Here is a 17,907-nt window from a genome sequence, read left to right as displayed (position 1 = left end):
AGCCTCAGGCGTCTCTCAGCAGGTCATGCGCATCAAGCAACCGGAACGCCACCTGCGGATTGCGCTCCAGGCCCCGGCGGATCGCGGCCGGGATCGACTGGCGGGTCTTGCGGCACAGGCCGGGCTGGTCGTCGAGTTCGATGACGATGCCGCGCATGGTGCGCACTTCGTTGAAGCCGGGGCTGATGTGCACGCGGATGCCGAGGTTTTCGTACAGCCGCAGCTGCAGGCGCTGCAGGTCTTCCAGGTCCTTGAGGTTTTCCAGGCGTTCGAGCAGGCGCTTTTCTTCCTGGCGGGTGAGCAGGAGGATGCGCTGGGCCGCTGGCGGCTGTTCGGCCAGGTGGTCGCGGCCGCAGTCACAGGCGCCAGGGGGGCACGGTTGGCGAAGAGGGGGTGGGGTGCTCATGGAGCAAGCATAGCTTCACCGTCCCGTTCTCAGTAAACGCTTCAGAAAAACTTTCCTGACAGGATAAAAAATTTCATAAACCGCTGGACCTCGCCCCCTCGCTTCGCCTATAAATCGCCCAAGGGAAATTTATATTCCCACCAAGAAACACCACTTCGCCCGCCGCGAAGCTTCTTTTGCCCTTGTGCCAGACCTGCCCCACTCCATCACGAGGCCTATCCGACATGCACCCCGCTCCCGATCACTTCATCCTGCGCGTCAGTTGCCCGGCCGTGTCCGGCATCGTCGCGGCGGTGACCACCTACCTGGCCGAGCACGGTTGCTACATCAGCGAGATGGCGCAGTTCGACGACGAGGACAATGGCCGCTTCTTCATGCGTGCGGTGTTCCGCTACAACACCGGCGTCAGCGGTGATACACCACAACTGGAAGCAGGCTTCGCCGATGTCGCCCAGCGCTTCGACATGGACTGGAGCCTGCACAGCAGCGCCCGGCCACTGCGCGTGCTGCTGATGGTCAGCAAGTTCGACCACTGCCTGGCCGACTTGCTCTACCGCCATGCCAAGGGCGAACTGGACATGCAGATCACCGCCGTGGTCTCCAACCACCTCGACCTGCGGCCAATGGCCGAGCGCCAGGGCATCCGCTTCGTCTACCTGCCGGTGACCAAGGAGACCAAAGCCGAGCAGGAAGCCGCACTGATGCGCATCGTCGAGGACACCGGCACCGAACTGGTGGTGCTGGCGCGCTACATGCAGATCCTCTCCGACGACCTGTGCCGCCAGCTGTCGGGCCGGGCGATCAACATCCACCACTCGTTCCTGCCCGGGTTCAAGGGCGCGAAGCCGTACCACCAGGCCTATCAGCGCGGGGTCAAGCTGATCGGTGCCACCGCCCACTACGTCACCCGCGACCTCGACGAGGGCCCGATTATCGAACAGGAAGTGCAGCGCGTGGACCACGCCTACGCCCCCGACGACCTGGTGGCGATCGGCCGCGACACCGAGACCATCGCCCTGTCCCGCGCCGTCAAGTACCACCTCGAACACCGGGTGTTCCTCAACCACGACCGCACGGTGATCTTCAAATGAACACCATCCCCAGCATCAAGCTGATCGACGGCAAGGCCACCGCGGCACGGGTGCTGGCAGAGGTTCGCGAGCAGGTGCAGACCTTGCGCCAAGGCGGTGTGCAGCCGGGCCTGGCGGTGGTATTGGTCGGGGCCGACGCGGCCAGCCAGGTGTATGTGCGCAACAAGGTGCTGCGCGCCGAGGAAGTGGGCATTCGCTCGCTGCAACATCGCCTGCCGGCCGACACCAGCCAGGCGCAGCTGTTGACCCTGATCGACAGGCTCAACCGTGACAGCGAGGTCAACGGCATCCTCGTGCAGTTGCCGCTGCCCGAGCATGTCGATGAGCACCGCATTCTCCAGGCGATCAGCCCGCTGAAGGACGTGGACGGTTTCCACAGCGAAAACGTCGGCGGCCTGGCCCAAGGGCGCGATGTGCTCACGCCCTGCACTCCCAGCGGCTGCATGCGCCTGCTGCGCGATGCTTGTGGCGAGCTGCGCGGCAAGCATGCGGTGGTGGTCGGCCGCTCGAACATCGTCGGCAAACCCATGGCCGCACTGCTGCTGCAGGCCGACTGTACGGTAACCGTGGTGCATTCACGTAGTCGTGACTTGCCGGTGCTATGCCGCCAGGCCGACATCCTTGTCGCAGCGGTAGGCAAGCCGAAGCTGATCGGCGCCGAGTGGCTCAAGCCCGGTGCGGTGGTGATCGATGTCGGCATCAACCGCATCGAGGAAGGCGGCCACAGCCGCCTGGTCGGCGATGTCGATTTCGCCGCCGCCCTGCCCCAGGTCGCCGCCATCACCCCGGTGCCCGGCGGCGTTGGCCCGATGACCATCGCCTACCTGATGAAAAACACCCTGCTCGCCCTCGACCTGCAGCAGCAGGCCGCCCACCAGGAGCGCACCCCATGCCTTTCGCCCTGCTGAAATACGGCCTGAGCGCCGACTACCCGGTGGAGGTCGACCTGCCGCCACCGTGCGAACTCAAGCCGCGCTATGACGTGGTGATCATCGGTGGCGGCGGCCACGGCCTGGCCATCGCCTACTACCTGGCCAAGTACCACGGCGTGACCAATGTCGCCGTGCTGGAGAAGTCCTACCTGGGTGGCGGCAACACGGCGCGCAACACCGCCGTGATCCGCTCCAACTACCTCACTTCCGAGGGCGTGCGCTTCTACGCAGAATCGGTGCGGATGTTCCAGAACCTGTCCAACGAGTTCGACTTCAACATCATGTACTCCGAGCGCGGCCAGCTGACGCTGGCGCATACCGACGCCACCGTGCGTGCCTTCCGCCAGCGCGCCGAGGTCAACAAGCACTTTGGCGGGCGCAGCGAAATGATCGACCGCCAGCAGATCCGCGAGCTGGTGCCGAGCCTGAACCTCGACCCCGGCCATCTGCCGGTGCAGGCGGGCCTCTGGCACATCGACGGCGCCACCGCGCGCCACGATGCGGTGGCCTGGGGCTACGCCAAGCAGGCCGCCAAGCGCGGCGTAGAAATTCACCAGCTCACCGAAGTGCAGGATCTGCTGATCCGCAATGGCCGCATCGAAGCGGTCAAGACCAACCGCGGCACCGTGCAGTGCGGCTGCGTGGTGCAGGCGGTGGCCGGGGCCAGTTCGCAGCTGTTGGCCAAGGCCGGCATCCGTGCGCCGATCCAAACCTACCCGCTGCAGGCCATGGTCACCCAACCGTTCAAGCCATTCCTCGACCCGCTGGTGAGCTCTTCGGCGCTGCACTGCTACGTGCAGCAGACCAGCCGTGGCGAGATTGTCTTCGGTGGCGGCTCCGACCCGTACCCGCTGTACAACACCCGCTCCACCCTCGACCTCAAGGAAAGCCTGCTGGCCCACGCCATCGAGATGTTCCCGTTCATGGCCAACGCCAAGCTGATGCGCCAGTGGGCCGGGATCACCGACATGACCCCGGACTACAGCCCGATCATGGGCCTGTCGCCGGTCGACAACTACTACCTCGACGCCGGCTGGGGCACCTGGGGTTTCAAGGCCACGCCTATTTGCGGCAAGACCATGGCCGAGCTGGTTGCCAGCGGCGGCAAGGTCCCGGACATGATCGCGCCCTTTGCCCTGGAGCGCTTCAGCCGCTTCCAGCAAGTCAACGAGATGGGCGCCACCGCGGCCAGCCACTAGGAGCACACGACGATGAAAATCCTGACCTGCCCCTTGAACGGCCCGCGCAACATCAGCGAGTTCACCTACGGCGGCGAGTTCAAGCCCATGCCCGACCCGGCCAGTTGCACTGACGCCGAGTGGGCCGACTACGTGTTCAACAGCGACAACCTGGCCGGCGTGGTCATCGAGTGGTGGCTGCACAACGCCTCGAGCTATTGGTTCCTGGCCGAGCGCCACACCGTCAGCGACCAGGTGCTGCGCACCTTCGACCCGAAAGATCTGTTCGACCGCCGCGTCGACTTCACCCCCGCCGCCACCCCGGAGATCGCCGGATGAACAGCCTCACTCGCCTCCCCGCGCCCATGGGCCTGCTGATCGACCGCGAGCGACCCCTGCGTTTCGAATTCGATGGCCAGGCCTGCCCGGGTTTTGCCGGTGACACCATTGCCAGTGCCCTGCTCGGCAACGGCCGCTGGCTGCTGTCGCGCTCGTTCAAGTACCACCGCCCGCGTGGCCCGCTGAGCATGGCCGGGCAGGACGCCAACACCCTGGTGCAGCTCGCCGAAGAGCCCAACGTGCTGGCCGACCTGGAGGCCGCCCGTGATGGCCTGGTGGTCGCCGGGCAGAACTTCAACGGCAGCCTGGAACACGACCGCGACGCCTACCTGGGCAAGTTCTCGCGCTTCATGCCGGTGGGCTTCTACTACCGCTCGTTCTACAAGCCCAAGGGCATGTGGAAGGTGTGGGAGCCGCTGATCCGCAAGAAGGCCGGCCTCGGCGTGCTCGACCTCGGCTTCAGGCCGCAGTACTACGACAAGGCCTATCTGTTTGTCGACCTGGCGGTGATCGGTGCCGGCCCGGCCGGCCTGCGCGCCGCGCTGGACGCCGCCAATGCCGGGGCCAAGGTGCTGCTGATCGAGCAACAGCCGGTGCTCGGCGGCTCGCTGACCTACGCCCGCTTCGACATCGCCGGCACCCGCGCCGCCAGCCTGCGCCAGGAACTGCTCGCCGCCGTCGAAGGCCACCCGAACATCCAGGTGCTGTGCGAGGCCACCTGCAATGGCTGGTTCACCGACAACTACCTGCCTGTGATCCAGCACAAGCGCCTGTACAAGGTACGCGCCACTCGCTGCCTGGTGGCGGCCGGGTCGTTCGACCAGCCGGTGGTGTTCCGCAACAACGACCTGCCCGGGGTGCTGCTGACCAGCGCCGCGCAGCGGTTGATGAAGCTGTACGCGGTCAAGCCGGGGCAACGCGCGGTAATTCTCACCGGCCACGATGACGGCTACTTGGCCGCGCTCGACCTGCAGGAGCAAGGCGTGGCAGTCGCCGCCCTGGTCGACATGCGCGCCGCACCTGCCGATGTTGCACTGGCCAGCGAGCTCAAGCGTCGCGACATTCCCGTGCACCTGGGCAGTACCGTCTATGAAGCCCTGCACGAAGCAGGTATGCGCCACGTTACGGGCGTGGACATTCGCCCGATCACCGGCCAAGGCAAAGTTGGCGAACACGGCCTGCGCGTGGCCTGCGACCTGTTGTGCATGTCCGCCGGTTACATGCCGGTGTATCAGTTGCTGTGCCAGGCCGGTGGCAAGCTGGCCTATGACGTCAACCGTGACGAGTTTGCCATCAGCAACCTGCCCACTGGCCTGGATATCGCCGGTTCGGTGAACGGCCGCCATCGCCTGGACAACGTGCTCACCGACGCCAGCCGCAGCGCCGCCGAAGCCCTCGCGGCACTGGGCCTGCAAGCAGCAACGCCGTCGGCCTACGTTGCCGAGGCCAAGGTCAACTTCCCCTGGCCGATCTTCCCACACCCCAAGGGCAAGGACTTCGTCGACTTCGACGAGGACCTGCAAGTGCGCGATATCGTCAACGCCACCCGCAGCGGCTACCGCGACGTGCAACTGGTCAAGCGCTTCTCCACGGTCGGCATGGGCCCGTCCCAGGGCCGCCACTCGGCGCTGCCCACTGCACGCCTGGTGGCCCAGGCCACCGGCCGCAGCATCAGCGATACCGGCGTGACCACCGCCCGCCCGCCATTCCAGGCAGAGAAGCTGGCGCACGTCGCCGGCCGTGCGTTCGACCCTTACCGGCAGACGCCGATGCACCACCGCCACCTGCAAGCGGGCGCGAAGATGATGCCTGCAGGCATCTGGCAGCGCCCGGCCTACTATGGCAAGCCGGAAGCACGCGAGCGCTGCATGCAGGAGGAAGCCCGCCATGTGCGTGAGAAGGTCGGCCTGATCGACGTTTCCACCTTGGGCGGCCTGGACGTGCGCGGCCCTGACGCCGCCGAACTGCTGGAACGCCTGTACACCTTCGGCTTCGCCAAACTGGCCATCGGTCGCACCCGCTATGCACTGATGACCAACGAGCACGGCGTGGTAATCGACGACGGCGTCTGCGCGCGCCTGGCCGAGCAGCACTTCTACGTCACCGCCACCACCAGCGGCGTTGATCGTATCTACCAGCAGATGCTCAAGTGGAACGCGCAGTGGCGGCTGGACGTGGACATCACCAACGTCACCGCCGCCCTGGCCGCGGTCAACTTGGCCGGGCCGCTGTCGCGCCAGGTGCTGACCAAGGTGTGTGGCGATGTCGAGCTATCGGCCGAAGCGTTCCCCTACCTGGGGGTACGCCTGGGTACGGTGGCCGGCATTCCGGCGCGCATCCTGCGGGTCGGCTTCGTCGGCGAGCTGGGTTATGAAGTGCACGTGCCGGCGCGTCATGCCGAGCGCCTGTGGGACGCGCTGATGCAGGCCGGTGCCGGGCTGGGCATACGCCCGTTCGGCGTCGAGACCCAGCGCCTGCTGCGCCTGGAAAAGGGCCACGTGATCATCAGCCAGGACACCGACGGCATGACCCACCCGGCGGAGATCGACATGCAGTGGGCGATCGGCCGCAAGAAGCCATTCTTCGTCGGCAAGCGTTCGATCGAAATCCTCGAAGCGCAGCCGCTCAAGCGCAAGCTGGTCGGCTTCACCCTGCCCAAGGGCAGCCCGCAGCCGCTGGAAGGCCACCTGGTGCTGGACGGCCCGAACATCAGCGGCAACGTCACCTCCTGCGAGTATTCGCAGACCCTGGGGCAGATCATCGGCCTGGCCTACGCCGGCGCCCATCAGGCGACGCCTGGCATGCACATCCCGATCCGCGTGGAAGGCGGCGTGATGGTCAATGCCAAGGTGGTGCAACTGCCCTTCCATGATCCCGACAACCTGCGCCAGGAGCTCTGAACCATGACCAGTTTGAAAGCTGAAGCCTTCATTCCACGCACCCCGAGGGCCGAGCTGCTGCACAGCTGTGCGTTGACCGACCTGACGGAACTGGCGCGGGTCGGGTTTCGCGGCGGGGACAGTGCGGCGTATCTGGAGGCGCGTGGCTACCGTTTGCCAGCGCAGTCCAACCAGGCCTCGCGCCAGGATGACGGGGGCTGGGTGGCGCGCCTGTCGGCCAGCGAGTACCTGTTGCTGGGCAGCGTTGCCGATCAGGGCGCACGGGTAGCTGCCGAAGAGGCTGCGTGGAGGCAGGATGCCCGGCGCAACTATCTGCTGCCGCGTCAGGACAGCCACGCCTGGTTGCAGCTGTCGGGGGAGCATTGCAGTGCGGTGATGGCCAAGTTGTGCGGGGTCGACCTGCGGGCGCAGGCGTTTGCGGTCGGGGCCGTGGCGCAGACTTCAGCGGCGCGGATCAATGTGATTGTGGTGAATGTCGGCAGTGATGAGTTGCCGGCGTTACAGCTGCTGTTTGACCGGGCATCGCTGGCCTACTTCCAGGAAGCGGTGCTGGATGCCATGGATGAGTTCGATGGCGGGTGGATTGGGGTGGATCAATTGATGCGTTGACCTGCACTGGCCCTTTCGCGGGACAAGCCCGCTCCTACAGGGAATCGCGACTCTGTAGGAGCGGGCTTGTCCCGCGAAGGGCCCAGCCTGGCCTCAGAGTTGAGTCAACCGCTCGCGCAGGAAGCTCACAAACCCCTGCACCGGCCGCGCCACCTGTCGGTGCTGCGGGTACACCGCCGACAACTGCAACGCCGGCGGCACCCACTCATCCAGAACCGTCACCAGCCGCCCGTCTGCCAGCGCCTGGCCGACGATGAAGGTCGGCAAATAGGTCACCCCCATCCCGGCAATCGCCGCATCCCGGAGCAACTCGCCGTTGTTCGCGCGCATCCGCCCGGTCACCTGAATCACCTGGACCTTGCCGCCCTGCCTGAACTGCCACTGCACTTGCCGCGAATGCCCATAGGGCAGGCAATCATGCTCGGCCAGTTGCTCAGGCTTTGTCGGTACGCCATGTACATCGAGGTACGCCGGGCTCGCGCAATACACCCGCTCGACATCGGCAATGCGCCGAGCGATCAGGCTGGAGTCTTCCAGCGCGCCAATGCGCAGCGCCAGGTCGTACCCCTCGCCGATCAGGTCCACGGCACGATCACTGAGGTCCACCTCCACATCCACCTGCGGATGCAACTGCAGAAACTCGGTCAGCAGGCAGCCCAGGTGGGCCACGGCGAACGACAGCGGTGCACTCAGGCGCAAGGTGCCGCGCAGAGCCTGGGCCTGGCCGCTGATGTCGTGTTCTACCTGTTGCACCTCGCCCAGCAGGCGCAGCGCCGACTGGTAGTAGTGCTGGCCCAGCGGCGTGGCGTCCAGCCGACGGGTGGAGCGGTTGAGCAGGCGCACGCCGAGGCGCTCTTCAAGCTGCATCAGGCGGCGGCTGACCGATTGTTTGGACATGCCAAGGCGCTCGGCGGCGGCAGTGAAACTGCCGGCCTCCATGACCTGGGCAAAGATGCGCATGTCTTCGTAGGGGTTCATTGTCTCGCTCTTGGTGACAGTCAAACGCTTTATAGCGGCTTTTTCCCGTCAGTGCATCTCCCTAATCTACACACAGGTCGCAGCGATGGCCCTGAAGGCCAGGCAAGACGCCCATTACCAGCACTTACCCAGAAAAGGATTCGCTCATGAACATTGTCCACAAGACCCTCACCGCTTCCCTCCTCGCCCTGTCCGTCTCCAGCGCCTTCGCCGCCGGCAGCCCAGGCGTCGAACAGCACACCCAGGCCTTCCTCGAAGCGCTGGCACAGGGTGGCGGCAAACCGCTCGAACAGCTCAGCCCGAAAGACGCCCGCGCCGTGCTGACCGGTGCCCAGGCTTCGGTGCAGGTCGACCTGTCCGGTATCGAGGTCAAGCAACGCACCATCCAGGCCAACGGCCAGTCGATCACGCTGCAGGTGGTGCGCCCGGCCAATGTCAAAGGTGAGTTGCCGGTGTTCATGTTCTTCCACGGCGGCGGCTGGGTGCTTGGCGACTTCCCGACCCACAAGCGGCTGATCCGCGACCTGGTGGTTGGCTCAGGCGCGGTGGCGGTCTATGTGGACTACACCCCGTCACCCGAGGCGCACTACCCGACGGCGATCAACCAGGCCTATGCCGCCACCCAATGGGTCGCCGAGCACGGCAAGGAAATCGGTGTCGACGGCAAGCGCCTGGCCGTGGCCGGCAACAGCGTCGGCGGCAACATGGCGGCGGTGGTCGCCCTCAAGGCCAAAGAGGCCGGCACCCCGGCCCTGCGCTTCCAGCTGCTGCTGTGGCCGGTGACCGATGCCAGCTTCGAGACAGCGTCGTACAAGCAGTTCGCCGAGGGGCACTTCCTCACCACCGGGATGATGAAGTGGTTCTGGGACAACTACACCACCGATGCCAAGGCGCGGGAGCAGATCTACGCCTCGCCGCTGCGTGCCAGCAGCGAACAGCTCAAGGGCCTGCCGCCGACACTGGTGCAGACCGCCGAGTTCGATGTGCTGCGGGATGAAGGTGAGGCCTATGCACGCAAGCTGAATGCGGCCGGCGTGACCGTTACCTCGGTGCGCTACAACGGCATGATCCATGACTATGGGTTGCTCAACCCGCTGAGCCAGGTGCCGGCGGTGAAAGCGGCGATGCGCCAGGCCGCAAACGAACTGAACGTGCACTTGCAATAACGCCAGCCAACCGCACGGCAGGGCCCAGGTGCCCTGCCCTTACTGGAGATTCGTCATGCTCACCGTCCGTAACGCCCAAGACCGCGGCCTGGCCTTCCACGGCTGGCTGAAATCCTTCCACACCTTCTCCTTCGGCCACTACCGCAACCCCGACGAGCAAGGTTTTTCCGACCTGCTGGTGATCAACGACGACCGCGTCATCCCTGGCAAGGGCTTTGGCCAGCACCCGCACCGCGATATGGAAATCTTCTCCTACGTTCTCGAAGGCGCGCTGGAGCACAAGGACACCCTGGGTACGGGCTCGGTGATCCGCCCGGGTGACGTGCAGCTGATGAGCGCTGGCCATGGCGTGGCGCACAGCGAGTTCAACCACAGCCAGGCGCAGCCGGTGCACTTCCTGCAGATCTGGATCGTACCCAACGTCAAAGGGGCGACGCCGCGTTATCAGCAGCAGCACTTCAGTGCCGAGGAGAAGCGCGGCACGTTGCGCCTGATCATCTCGCCAGATGGTGCCGAAGGATCATTGCAGGTGCGACAGAACGCGCGGGTATATGCCGGGCTGTTCGATGGCGCGGAGCGCGCGACGCTGAGCTTGCCGGAGAACCGTCATGCCTATGTACATGTGGCTCGCGGCAGCATCGAGCTCAATGGCCAGGTGCTGAATGAGGGGGATGGGGTGCGGGTAAGGCATGAACAGCTGCTGGACCTGAGCAATGGCGTGGATGCCGAGGTGCTGGTGTTCGACCTGCGACCGCATGAATTGCCTGGCATGCCATAAACAGGACCGGCCTCTTCGCGGGGCAAGCCCGCTCCTACAGGCACTGCGCGATCCTGTAGGAGCGGGCTTGCCCCGCGAAAGGGCCGTCAGCTTTTACCTCAAGGCTCGAACCCTTCGACAATGATCACCTCAGCCTTGGCCACCCCCTGGCGATGGCTGCACGCCTCCTGATACAGCTCCGACCGGTAGCACGCTAGCGCCTGCTCATACGAATCGAACTCGATCACCACGCTACGCTGTGGAGTGGGCCGCCCTTCCATCGCCTCGCTGCGCCCGCCGCGGGCCAGAAAGCGGCCGCCGAATGCCTTGAAGGCAGCGGGAGCGCGCTGGGTGTACTGCTGGTACTGCTCGGGGTCGGTCACATCGACGTGGGCGATCCAATAGGCTTTCATCCGCTGCTCTCCTGTTACAACGATTTTTGTGTATGATGGTATACCATAAAAATCACCCCACCACAGTGAGCGTGCAACATGGCTTTCAACACCATCGAGGAACTCCTCGAGGACTACCGGCAAGGCAAGATGGTCCTGCTGGTGGACGACGAGGACCGGGAAAATGAAGGCGACCTGCTGATCGCCGCCGAGCGCTGTGATGCCCAGGCCATCAACTTCATGGCCCGCGAAGCGCGCGGGCTGATCTGCCTGACCCTGACTGACGACCACTGCCAGCGCCTGGGCCTTGAGCAGATGGTACCGGCCAACGGCAGCGTGTTCAGCACCGCCTTCACCGTGTCGATCGAAGCCGCCAGCGGCGTCACCACCGGCATTTCCGCCGCCGACCGGGCGCGCACCGTGGCTGCGGCCATGGCGCCCGATGCCCGCCCCGAAGACCTGGTGCAGCCTGGCCACATCTTCCCCCTGCGTGCCCGCGAAGGCGGCGTGCTGACCCGTGCCGGGCATACCGAAGCCGGTTGCGACCTGGCCCGCCTGGCCGGTTTCACCCCGGCTTCGGTGATCGTCGAGGTACTCAACGATGACGGCACCATGGCTCGCCGCCCGGACCTGGAAGTGTTCGCCGCGCAGCACGGCATCAAGATCGGCACCATCGCTGACCTGATCCACTATCGCCTGAGCAACGAGCAGACCATCAAGCGCATCGGCGAGCGCGAACTGCCGACCGTGCACGGCACGTTCCGCCTGGTGACCTACGAGGACCGCATCGAAGGCGGCGTGCACATGGCCATGGTCATGGGTGATATCCGCCGTGAGCAGCCGACTCTGGTGCGGGTGCACGTGATCGACCCGCTGCGCGACCTGGTGGGTGCCGAATACGCCGGCCCCGCCAACTGGACGCTGTGGGCGGCACTGCAGAGAGTGGCGGAGGAAGGTGCCGGGGTGGTGGTGATCCTCGCCAACCACGAATCCTCACAAGCCTTGCTCGAACGCGTACCGCAGCTGACTCAGCCGGTGCGGCCTTATCAGCGTGGGCAGTCCAAGGTGTACTCGGAGGTCGGTACCGGAGCGCAGATTCTGCAGGACCTGGGCGTAGGCAAGCTGCGTCACCTGGGCCCGCCGCTGAAATATGCAGGGTTGGCCGGGTACGAGCTGGAAGTGGTGCAGAGCATTCCGTTCGAGCCAGGGATGGTTGGCTGAAATACATACTCCCATAGGAGCGGGCTTGTCCCGCGAAGCAGGCGACGCGGTGCATGGCACGGGCTTCACCCGTGTTCGCGGGGCAAGCCCGCTCCTACAGGAACCAGGCAAACCTTTCGTTCCCTTGCAAGACCACCCCGAACTGACAACGGAGTGATGGCCGGTAGCCTCATTCCTCTTGCCAAAAGTTTGGAATACCATAATATGATATCCCGTAGACCTTGAATCTGCAGGCCGGCACCTACAATTACAAACGGCCACCAGACACTTTGTTTTAGCTGCTCCCCGAATACTGTTGGCGGGCGCACCAGAAGCCCCGCCTCGAATAACAAAAGCAACGAGGGCGTAACCATGCTGTTGAGCAAACGTGTAACCGCAGTGCTGTCCGCCAGCCTGCTGACCCTGGCCTGTCAGGCCGCCCAGGCCGCTGACAGCCTGAACTTCGTCAGCTGGGGCGGTACCACCCAGGACGCCCAGAAAGAAGCATGGGCCATCCCCTTCAGCAAAAGCACCGACATCAAAGTCGTCCAGGACGGCCCGACCGACTACGGCAAGCTCAAGGCCATGGTCGAGAGCGGCAACGTGCAATGGGACGTAGTCGACGTCGAAGCCGACTTCGCCCTGCGTGCCGCCAGCGAAGGCCTGCTTGAACCCCTCGATTTCAACCAGATCAAACGCGACAAGATCGACCCGCGTTTCGTCTCAGACCACGGCGTCGGCTCGTTCTTCTTCTCCTTCGTGCTCGGCTACAACGAAGGCAAGCTCGGTGCCAACAAGCCAGTCGACTGGACCGCGCTGTTCGACACCAAGACCTACCCAGGCAAGCGCGCCCTGTACAAATGGCCAAGCCCCGGCGTGCTGGAACTGGCCCTGCTGGCCGACGGCGTAGCGCCCAAGGACCTCTACCCGCTGGACCTGGACCGCGCCTTCAAGAAGCTCGACACCATCAAGAAAGACATCGTCTGGTGGGGCGGTGGCGCCCAGTCGCAGCAGCTGCTGGCCTCGGGTGAAGCGTCGCTCGGCCAGTTCTGGAACGGCCGCGTCTATGCCCTGCAGCAAGACGGTGCACCAGTGGGCGTGAGCTGGAAGCAGAACCTGGTCATGGCCGACTTCCTGGTCATCCCGAAAGGCTCGAAGAACAAGGACGCTGCCATGAAGTTCCTGGCCAATGCCAGCAGCGCCGAAGGCCAGGCCGCGTTCGCCAACAAGACCGCCTACGCCCCGGTGAACGTCGACAGCGTGGCCAAGCTCGACAAAGACCTCGCCCCGAACCTGCCGACCGCCTACGCCCAGGACCAGGTCACCCTGGACTTCGCCTACTGGGCGAAAAACGGCCAGGCCATCGCAGCCCGCTGGAATGAGTGGTTGGTCAAATGAAAGTCGCCATCAATGCCCTGCAGAACGCGCAAGGTGCCCCCACGGGCACCGGCGCCCCGGGAACGGCCCCTCGCCGCGTGAGCCTGGGCCAGCGCTGGAAAGGCAGCCGCAACCTGCTGCCGGCCCTGCTGTTCCTCGGCCTGTTCTTCTTCGCCCCGCTGGTCGGCCTGTTGCTGCGCGGGGTGCTGGAGCCAACGCCAGGGCTGGGCAACTACGAGCAGTTGTTCGCCAACTCGGCCTATGCACGGGTGCTGTTCAACACCTTCTCGGTGGCCGGCGTGGTCACCCTGATCAGTGTGCTGCTGGGCTTCCCGCTGGCCTGGGCGATCACCCTGGTGCCCCAGGGCTGGGGCCGTTGGCTGCTGAACATCGTGCTGCTGTCGATGTGGACCAGCCTGCTGGCGCGCACCTACTCGTGGCTGGTGCTGCTGCAGAGCTCGGGGGTGATCAACAAGGCGTTGATGGCCATGGGCATCATCGATACCCCGCTGGAGATGGTGCACAACCTCACCGGCGTGGTGATCGGCATGAGCTACATCATGATCCCGTTCATCGTGCTGCCGCTGCAAGCGATCATGCATGCCATCGACCCGATGGTGCTGCAGGCCGGCTCAATCTGCGGCGCCGGCCCCTGGACCAACTTCTGGAAGGTGTTTCTGCCGCTGTGCCGCTCGGGGCTGTTTTCCGGGGCGCTGATGGTGTTCGTGATGTCGCTCGGTTACTACGTCACCCCAGCGCTGCTCGGCGGTGCGCAGAACATGATGCTGCCTGAATTCATCATCCAGCAGGTGCAGTCGTTCCTCAACTGGGGCCTGGCCAGCGCCGCCGCCGCACTGCTGGTGGTGATCACCCTGGTGCTCTTCTACCTGTACCTGAAGCTGCAGCCGGAATCCCCGGTTGGCAATGCGAGGTAAACCGCCATGCTCCTGTCTCCCAATGCCATGGGCCGCCCGCTGCGGACGGGCCTGTACCTGACCACCGGGGTCATTGCGGCCTTCTTGCTGCTGCCGGTGGTGTTCATCGTGCTGCTGTCGTTCGGCTCGTCTCAGTGGCTGGTGTTCCCGCCACCGGGCTGGACCTTCAAGTGGTACGGCCAGTTCTTCTCCAACCCGGAGTGGATGGACGCCGCCCTGGCCAGCCTCAAGGTCGCCGTGCTGACCACCATCGCCGCGGTGCTGCTGGGCCTGCCCACCGCCTTCGCCCTGGTGCGTGGCCGCTTCCCCGGCCGCGAAATGCTCTACGGGCTGTTCACCATGCCGATGATCGTGCCGCTGGTGATCATCGCCGTGGCGGTGTACGCGCTGTTCCTCAAGCTGGGCTACACCGGCACGCTGTTCGCCTTCGTGGTTAGCCATGTGATCGTCGCCCTGCCCTTCACCATCATCTCGATCATCAACTCGCTGAAGCTGTTCGACCAGTCGATCGAAGATGCTGCGGTGATCTGCGGTGCCTCGCGCCTGCAGGCGATCTTCAAGGTGACCTTCCCGGCGATTCGCCCGGGCATGATCGCCGGTGGCCTGTTCGCCTTCCTGGTGTCGTGGGACGAGGTGGTGCTGAGCGTGATGATGGCCAGCCCCGACCTGCAGACCCTGCCGGTGAAGATGTGGACCACCCTGCGCCAGGACCTGAGCCCGGTGATTGCCGTGGCTTCGACCCTGCTGATCGGCCTGTCGCTGCTTGTCATGTTCATTGCCGCCGCCTTGCGCCGGCGCACCGAAGTCAACGCCTGAGCGTGCGGAGAAAACAACAATGAGTGCAGTCATCAAAGACAACGCCCACGGCAAGACCCTGGTCAGCCTGCGTGGCCTGAACAAGCACTACGGCGACTTCACCGCCGTGGACAACCTCGACCTGGAGATCCAGGACGGCGAGTTCCTGACCTTCCTCGGCTCCAGCGGCTCGGGCAAGTCCACCACGCTGTCGATGCTGGCCGGCTTCGAAACGCCGAGCAGCGGTGAGATCCTGGTCGAGGGCCAGTCGCTGGTCAACGTACCGCCGCACAAGCGTGACATCGGCATGGTGTTCCAGCGCTATTCGCTGTTCCCGCACTTGAACGTGCGCGACAACATCGGCTTCCCGCTGGCCATCCGCAAGCTCAGCGCCACCGAGACCAGCAAGCGCGTCGATGCCATGCTCAAGCTGGTGCAGCTGGAGAAGTTCGCCCACCGCAAGCCATCGCAGATGTCCGGTGGCCAGCAGCAGCGCGTGGCGATTGCCCGGGCGCTGGTGTACGAACCACGCATCCTGCTGATGGACGAGCCCCTCGGTGCGCTGGACAAAAAGCTGCGAGAAGACCTGCAGGACGAACTGCGCCAGCTGCACCGCCGGCTGGGCATCACCATCGTCTACGTGACCCATGACCAGGAAGAGGCCATGCGCCTGTCCCAGCGCATCGCCATCTTCAGCCATGGCAAGATCGTTGGCCTGGGTACCGGCTACGACCTTTATCAGAACCCGCCGAATGCCTTTGTCGCGTCGTTCCTGGGCAACTCCAACTTCCTGCGGATCAAGGCCAGCAGCAATGGCGCGGGCAGCTTCGAAGGCCAGCCGGTGGCGATTCGCCTGACCCCGGGCCTCAGCGCACAGCAGGATGCACTGATCATGGTGCGCCCGGAGAAAGCCCTGGCCCTGACCGCCGAACAGGCCACGCGCGAGCCATTGCCTGCGGGCTGGAACGAGGTCAGTGCCAAGGTCGGTGAAGTGCTGTTCCTGGGTGAGAGCCAGACCTGCCACGTGGTGACAGCGGGCGGTACCGAGCTGACGGTGAAGGCGCTGTCTGCCGCCGGGATGCCGATGCAGCCTGGGGATACCGTGAAAGTGCGCTGGGCGGTGGCGGATGCCTGCATCTATACCGAGTGGGCTGAGAGTGATCTGAGCAAGTCGGCCGGCGCGCACTGATCCGAGTGGGCGGATGCGCTTGGTGACGAAGGCAGCCGACATGCCACGGGCCTCGGCCACCGCCGCAAAGCTCGCACGGCGGGCCACTTGAAGGAAGAATCGAGGTAGCCGCTCGACCCAGGCGGTCGGCCAGGCCATCGCCGATGCACTGGATGCCGCCTGACTGTCACATTTCGGTCACGCCACCGTCGTAATCTGCCGGGCAACTCTATGCCAAAGGTTGCCCGGCATGCGCCGCCTGCTGCTCCTGCTGCTTCCCCTGCTGACCCTGACGGCCCAGGCCGAACCTGCGCAATTGCGCGTGCAGGGCTCCAACACTATTGGCGCGGCGTTGCTGCCGGCATTGGTGCAAGCGCAGCTGCGCGCGCAGCAGGCGACGAACATCGAGCAATTGCCAGGCGAGGTGGCCAACGAAACCATGATCAAGGCCCGCGATGCGCATGGCCAACCCTTGCGTATCGAGATTGCCGCCCACGGCTCGAGCACCGGTTTTGTCGCCCTCGGCCAGGGCCAGGCAGACCTGGCGGCGGCCTCGCGTCCCATCAGCGATGCCGAAGTGAACCAGCTCAAGGTCCTGGGCGACCTGCGCTCAGCCAGTGCCGAACAGGTCATCGGCCTGGATGGTGTGGCCGTCATCGTCCACCCCGACAACCCGCTGCCGCAACTGACCACCCAGCAACTGGCGCAGATCTTCTCCGGGCAGATTCAGCGCTGGGAGCAACTGGGTGTGGCGGGTGGGGCCATTCACCTGTATGCCCGCGATGATCGCTCTGGGACCTATGAGACCTTCAAGGCACTGGTATTGGAACCGCACCATGGCGCGCTGGCCAGGCAGGCGCAGCGCTTCGAGTCCAGCGAAGCACTGGCCGAGCGGGTCGGCGCTGATCGTCACGCCATCGGTTTCAGCAGCCTGGCAGCGGTGCATGGGGCCAAGGTGCTGGCAGTGGCCGAGGGCGATGCACCGGCCATGCTGCCTGACCGCCCACTGGTCGCCAGTGAGGACTATCCGCTGTCGCGGCGGCTGTACTTCTACCTGCCAGCCAATGCCAAACCCCAGGCCCGGGCGCTGGCCGACTTCGCCCAGACTGCGGCCGGCCAAGCCATTGTCGCCGAACAGGGCTTCGTCTCGCAGCAGGTCAAGGCGCAACCAGTAGCAGCGCAGGCCGACATGCCGCCGCGCTATCGCAGCCTGGCCCAGAAGGCGCAACGCTTGAGCGTCAATTTCCGCTTCCAGGAAGGCAGCGCCAGCCTCGACAACAAGGCCCTGCGCGATGTGCAGCGGGTTGCCGAATACCTGCGCCAGGCTGGCAAGCTGCAAAGCAAGGCGGTGCTGGTAGGTTTCGGCGACCCTAAGGAAACGCCCGGCCGTGCAGCGTTGCTGTCGCGCTTGCGTGCCCAGGCCGTACGCCGCGAATTGGCACGCGGCGGCGTCGAGGTGCTGGAAGTGACCGGCATGGGCGACGAGTTGCCGATCGCCGGCAATGACATGGAGCAAGGCCGCTTGCGTAACCGTCGTGTTGAAGTCTGGGTGTACTGACAGGCAAAGAAATGTAACAGCTCACCATTCGGCATCACTGGCAAACGGGTCTAGGCTCAAGCTCATGTGATACCGGGCCCCTCTGACGGCTGCCAAGCCGTGATGTCGGATCACTGTTGCGATCTT

Annotated in this window: 17 protein-coding genes; 14 read left to right on the top strand and 3 right to left on the bottom strand. The window is 64.9% G+C overall.

Annotated elements, in window-relative coordinates; translation table 11 throughout:
• Positions 1–4: 4 nt before the first annotated feature.
• Entirely contained in the window at positions 5–406 is a 402-nt protein-coding gene (locus BGP85_RS01860; RefSeq protein WP_103447956.1) for a hypothetical protein, read from the bottom strand.
• Between the two features lie 224 nt (positions 407–630).
• On the opposite strand from BGP85_RS01860, the gene purU reads away from it, so the two are divergent.
• From purU to BGP85_RS01830, 6 genes are read left to right on the top strand one after another with little or no spacing between them, the layout of a single operon-like run.
• The gene (gene purU, locus BGP85_RS01855; protein WP_103447957.1) at positions 631–1,497 is read left to right on the top strand and encodes a formyltetrahydrofolate deformylase; all 867 of its coding nucleotides are present in this window, start codon (positions 631–633) and stop codon (positions 1,495–1,497) included.
• The gene (gene folD, locus BGP85_RS01850) at positions 1,494–2,405 is read left to right on the top strand and encodes a bifunctional methylenetetrahydrofolate dehydrogenase/methenyltetrahydrofolate cyclohydrolase FolD (protein WP_103447958.1); all 912 of its coding nucleotides are present in this window, start codon (positions 1,494–1,496) and stop codon (positions 2,403–2,405) included. Before purU ends, folD begins: the two co-directional genes overlap by 4 nt.
• Positions 2,387–3,628 carry an FAD-dependent oxidoreductase gene (locus BGP85_RS01845; RefSeq protein ID WP_103447959.1) on the top strand — a complete coding sequence of 414 codons (1,242 nt, stop codon included), beginning with the start codon at positions 2,387–2,389 and terminating at the stop codon, positions 3,626–3,628. The genes folD and BGP85_RS01845 overlap by 19 nt, the downstream gene beginning before the upstream one ends.
• Positions 3,629–3,640: 12 nt before the next feature.
• The gene (locus BGP85_RS01840) at positions 3,641–3,946 is read left to right on the top strand and encodes a sarcosine oxidase subunit delta (protein WP_103447960.1); all 306 of its coding nucleotides are present in this window, start codon (positions 3,641–3,643) and stop codon (positions 3,944–3,946) included.
• Positions 3,943–6,846: a 2Fe-2S iron-sulfur cluster-binding protein gene (locus BGP85_RS01835; RefSeq protein WP_103447961.1), complete on the top strand. Its 2,904-nt coding sequence runs from the start codon at positions 3,943–3,945 to the stop codon at positions 6,844–6,846. The genes BGP85_RS01840 and BGP85_RS01835 overlap by 4 nt, the downstream gene beginning before the upstream one ends.
• A 3-nt stretch (positions 6,847–6,849) precedes the next feature.
• Positions 6,850–7,455: a sarcosine oxidase gene (locus BGP85_RS01830; protein WP_103447962.1), complete on the top strand. Its 606-nt coding sequence runs from the start codon at positions 6,850–6,852 to the stop codon at positions 7,453–7,455.
• 93 nt (positions 7,456–7,548) lie between these two features.
• On the opposite strand, the gene BGP85_RS01825 is transcribed toward BGP85_RS01830, so the two are convergent.
• A complete protein-coding gene (locus BGP85_RS01825; protein ID WP_103447963.1) occupies positions 7,549–8,433 on the bottom strand; it encodes a LysR family transcriptional regulator in 885 nt (294 codons plus the stop codon).
• Positions 8,434–8,579: 146 nt separating this feature from the next.
• Between BGP85_RS01825 and BGP85_RS01820 the strand changes: the two genes are divergently transcribed.
• A complete protein-coding gene (locus BGP85_RS01820) occupies positions 8,580–9,599 on the top strand; it encodes an alpha/beta hydrolase (protein ID WP_103447964.1) in 1,020 nt (339 codons plus the stop codon).
• A 55-nt stretch (positions 9,600–9,654) separates the two neighbouring features.
• On the top strand, positions 9,655–10,377 hold the full coding sequence (locus BGP85_RS01815; RefSeq protein ID WP_103447965.1) for a pirin family protein: 723 nt from the start codon (positions 9,655–9,657) through the stop codon (positions 10,375–10,377).
• Between the two features lie 98 nt (positions 10,378–10,475).
• Here BGP85_RS01815 and BGP85_RS01810 read toward each other — a convergent pair whose 3' ends face one another.
• Positions 10,476–10,769: a DUF1330 domain-containing protein gene (locus tag BGP85_RS01810; protein WP_025339641.1), complete on the bottom strand. Its 294-nt coding sequence runs from the start codon at positions 10,767–10,769 to the stop codon at positions 10,476–10,478.
• Between the two features lie 78 nt (positions 10,770–10,847).
• Here BGP85_RS01810 and ribBA point away from each other — a divergent pair, with 78 nt between their 5' ends.
• The 6 genes from ribBA (at position 10,848) to BGP85_RS01780 (ending at position 17,781) form a co-directional block, all read left to right on the top strand.
• Complete coding sequence (ribBA, locus tag BGP85_RS01805; protein WP_103447966.1) at positions 10,848–11,969, top strand: bifunctional 3,4-dihydroxy-2-butanone-4-phosphate synthase/GTP cyclohydrolase II; 1,122 nt, start codon at positions 10,848–10,850, stop codon at positions 11,967–11,969.
• 351 nt (positions 11,970–12,320) lie between these two features.
• On the top strand, positions 12,321–13,346 hold the full coding sequence (locus tag BGP85_RS01800) for a polyamine ABC transporter substrate-binding protein (RefSeq protein WP_103447967.1): 1,026 nt from the start codon (positions 12,321–12,323) through the stop codon (positions 13,344–13,346).
• Positions 13,343–14,260 carry an ABC transporter permease gene (locus BGP85_RS01795; RefSeq protein WP_103447968.1) on the top strand — a complete coding sequence of 306 codons (918 nt, stop codon included), beginning with the start codon at positions 13,343–13,345 and terminating at the stop codon, positions 14,258–14,260. Before BGP85_RS01800 ends, BGP85_RS01795 begins: the two co-directional genes overlap by 4 nt.
• A 6-nt stretch (positions 14,261–14,266) precedes the next feature.
• Positions 14,267–15,076 (top strand): ABC transporter permease, encoded by an 810-nt coding sequence (locus BGP85_RS01790; RefSeq protein WP_027919924.1) that lies wholly within the window; start codon positions 14,267–14,269, stop codon positions 15,074–15,076.
• Between the two features lie 19 nt (positions 15,077–15,095).
• Positions 15,096–16,244: an ABC transporter ATP-binding protein gene (locus BGP85_RS01785; protein WP_103447969.1), complete on the top strand. Its 1,149-nt coding sequence runs from the start codon at positions 15,096–15,098 to the stop codon at positions 16,242–16,244.
• Positions 16,245–16,473: 229 nt separating this feature from the next.
• The gene (locus BGP85_RS01780; protein ID WP_103447970.1) at positions 16,474–17,781 is read left to right on the top strand and encodes a substrate-binding domain-containing protein; all 1,308 of its coding nucleotides are present in this window, start codon (positions 16,474–16,476) and stop codon (positions 17,779–17,781) included.
• Positions 17,782–17,907 lie beyond the last annotated feature (126 nt).

This window comes from Pseudomonas putida (genome assembly GCF_002906855.1).
Taxonomy (GTDB): domain Bacteria; phylum Pseudomonadota; class Gammaproteobacteria; order Pseudomonadales; family Pseudomonadaceae; genus Aquipseudomonas; species Aquipseudomonas putida_N.
The sequence above is the reverse complement of the archived record's forward strand: the minus strand, read 5'-3'. Positions and strand labels throughout refer to the sequence as shown.

Coding starts and splice junctions, on each gene's coding strand:
- BGP85_RS01860 (WP_103447956.1), bottom strand. CDS start 406: ATGAGCACCCCACCCCCTCTTCGCCAACCGTGCCCCCCTGGCGCCTGT.
- purU (WP_103447957.1), top strand. CDS start 631: ATGCACCCCGCTCCCGATCACTTCATCCTGCGCGTCAGTTGCCCGGCC.
- folD (WP_103447958.1), top strand. CDS start 1,494: ATGAACACCATCCCCAGCATCAAGCTGATCGACGGCAAGGCCACCGCG.
- BGP85_RS01845 (WP_103447959.1), top strand. CDS start 2,387: ATGCCTTTCGCCCTGCTGAAATACGGCCTGAGCGCCGACTACCCGGTG.
- BGP85_RS01840 (WP_103447960.1), top strand. CDS start 3,641: ATGAAAATCCTGACCTGCCCCTTGAACGGCCCGCGCAACATCAGCGAG.
- BGP85_RS01835 (WP_103447961.1), top strand. CDS start 3,943: ATGAACAGCCTCACTCGCCTCCCCGCGCCCATGGGCCTGCTGATCGAC.
- BGP85_RS01830 (WP_103447962.1), top strand. CDS start 6,850: ATGACCAGTTTGAAAGCTGAAGCCTTCATTCCACGCACCCCGAGGGCC.
- BGP85_RS01825 (WP_103447963.1), bottom strand. CDS start 8,433: ATGAACCCCTACGAAGACATGCGCATCTTTGCCCAGGTCATGGAGGCC.
- BGP85_RS01820 (WP_103447964.1), top strand. CDS start 8,580: ATGAACATTGTCCACAAGACCCTCACCGCTTCCCTCCTCGCCCTGTCC.
- BGP85_RS01815 (WP_103447965.1), top strand. CDS start 9,655: ATGCTCACCGTCCGTAACGCCCAAGACCGCGGCCTGGCCTTCCACGGC.
- BGP85_RS01810 (WP_025339641.1), bottom strand. CDS start 10,769: ATGAAAGCCTATTGGATCGCCCACGTCGATGTGACCGACCCCGAGCAG.
- ribBA (WP_103447966.1), top strand. CDS start 10,848: ATGGCTTTCAACACCATCGAGGAACTCCTCGAGGACTACCGGCAAGGC.
- BGP85_RS01800 (WP_103447967.1), top strand. CDS start 12,321: ATGCTGTTGAGCAAACGTGTAACCGCAGTGCTGTCCGCCAGCCTGCTG.
- BGP85_RS01795 (WP_103447968.1), top strand. CDS start 13,343: ATGAAAGTCGCCATCAATGCCCTGCAGAACGCGCAAGGTGCCCCCACG.
- BGP85_RS01790 (WP_027919924.1), top strand. CDS start 14,267: ATGCTCCTGTCTCCCAATGCCATGGGCCGCCCGCTGCGGACGGGCCTG.
- BGP85_RS01785 (WP_103447969.1), top strand. CDS start 15,096: ATGAGTGCAGTCATCAAAGACAACGCCCACGGCAAGACCCTGGTCAGC.
- BGP85_RS01780 (WP_103447970.1), top strand. CDS start 16,474: ATGCGCCGCCTGCTGCTCCTGCTGCTTCCCCTGCTGACCCTGACGGCC.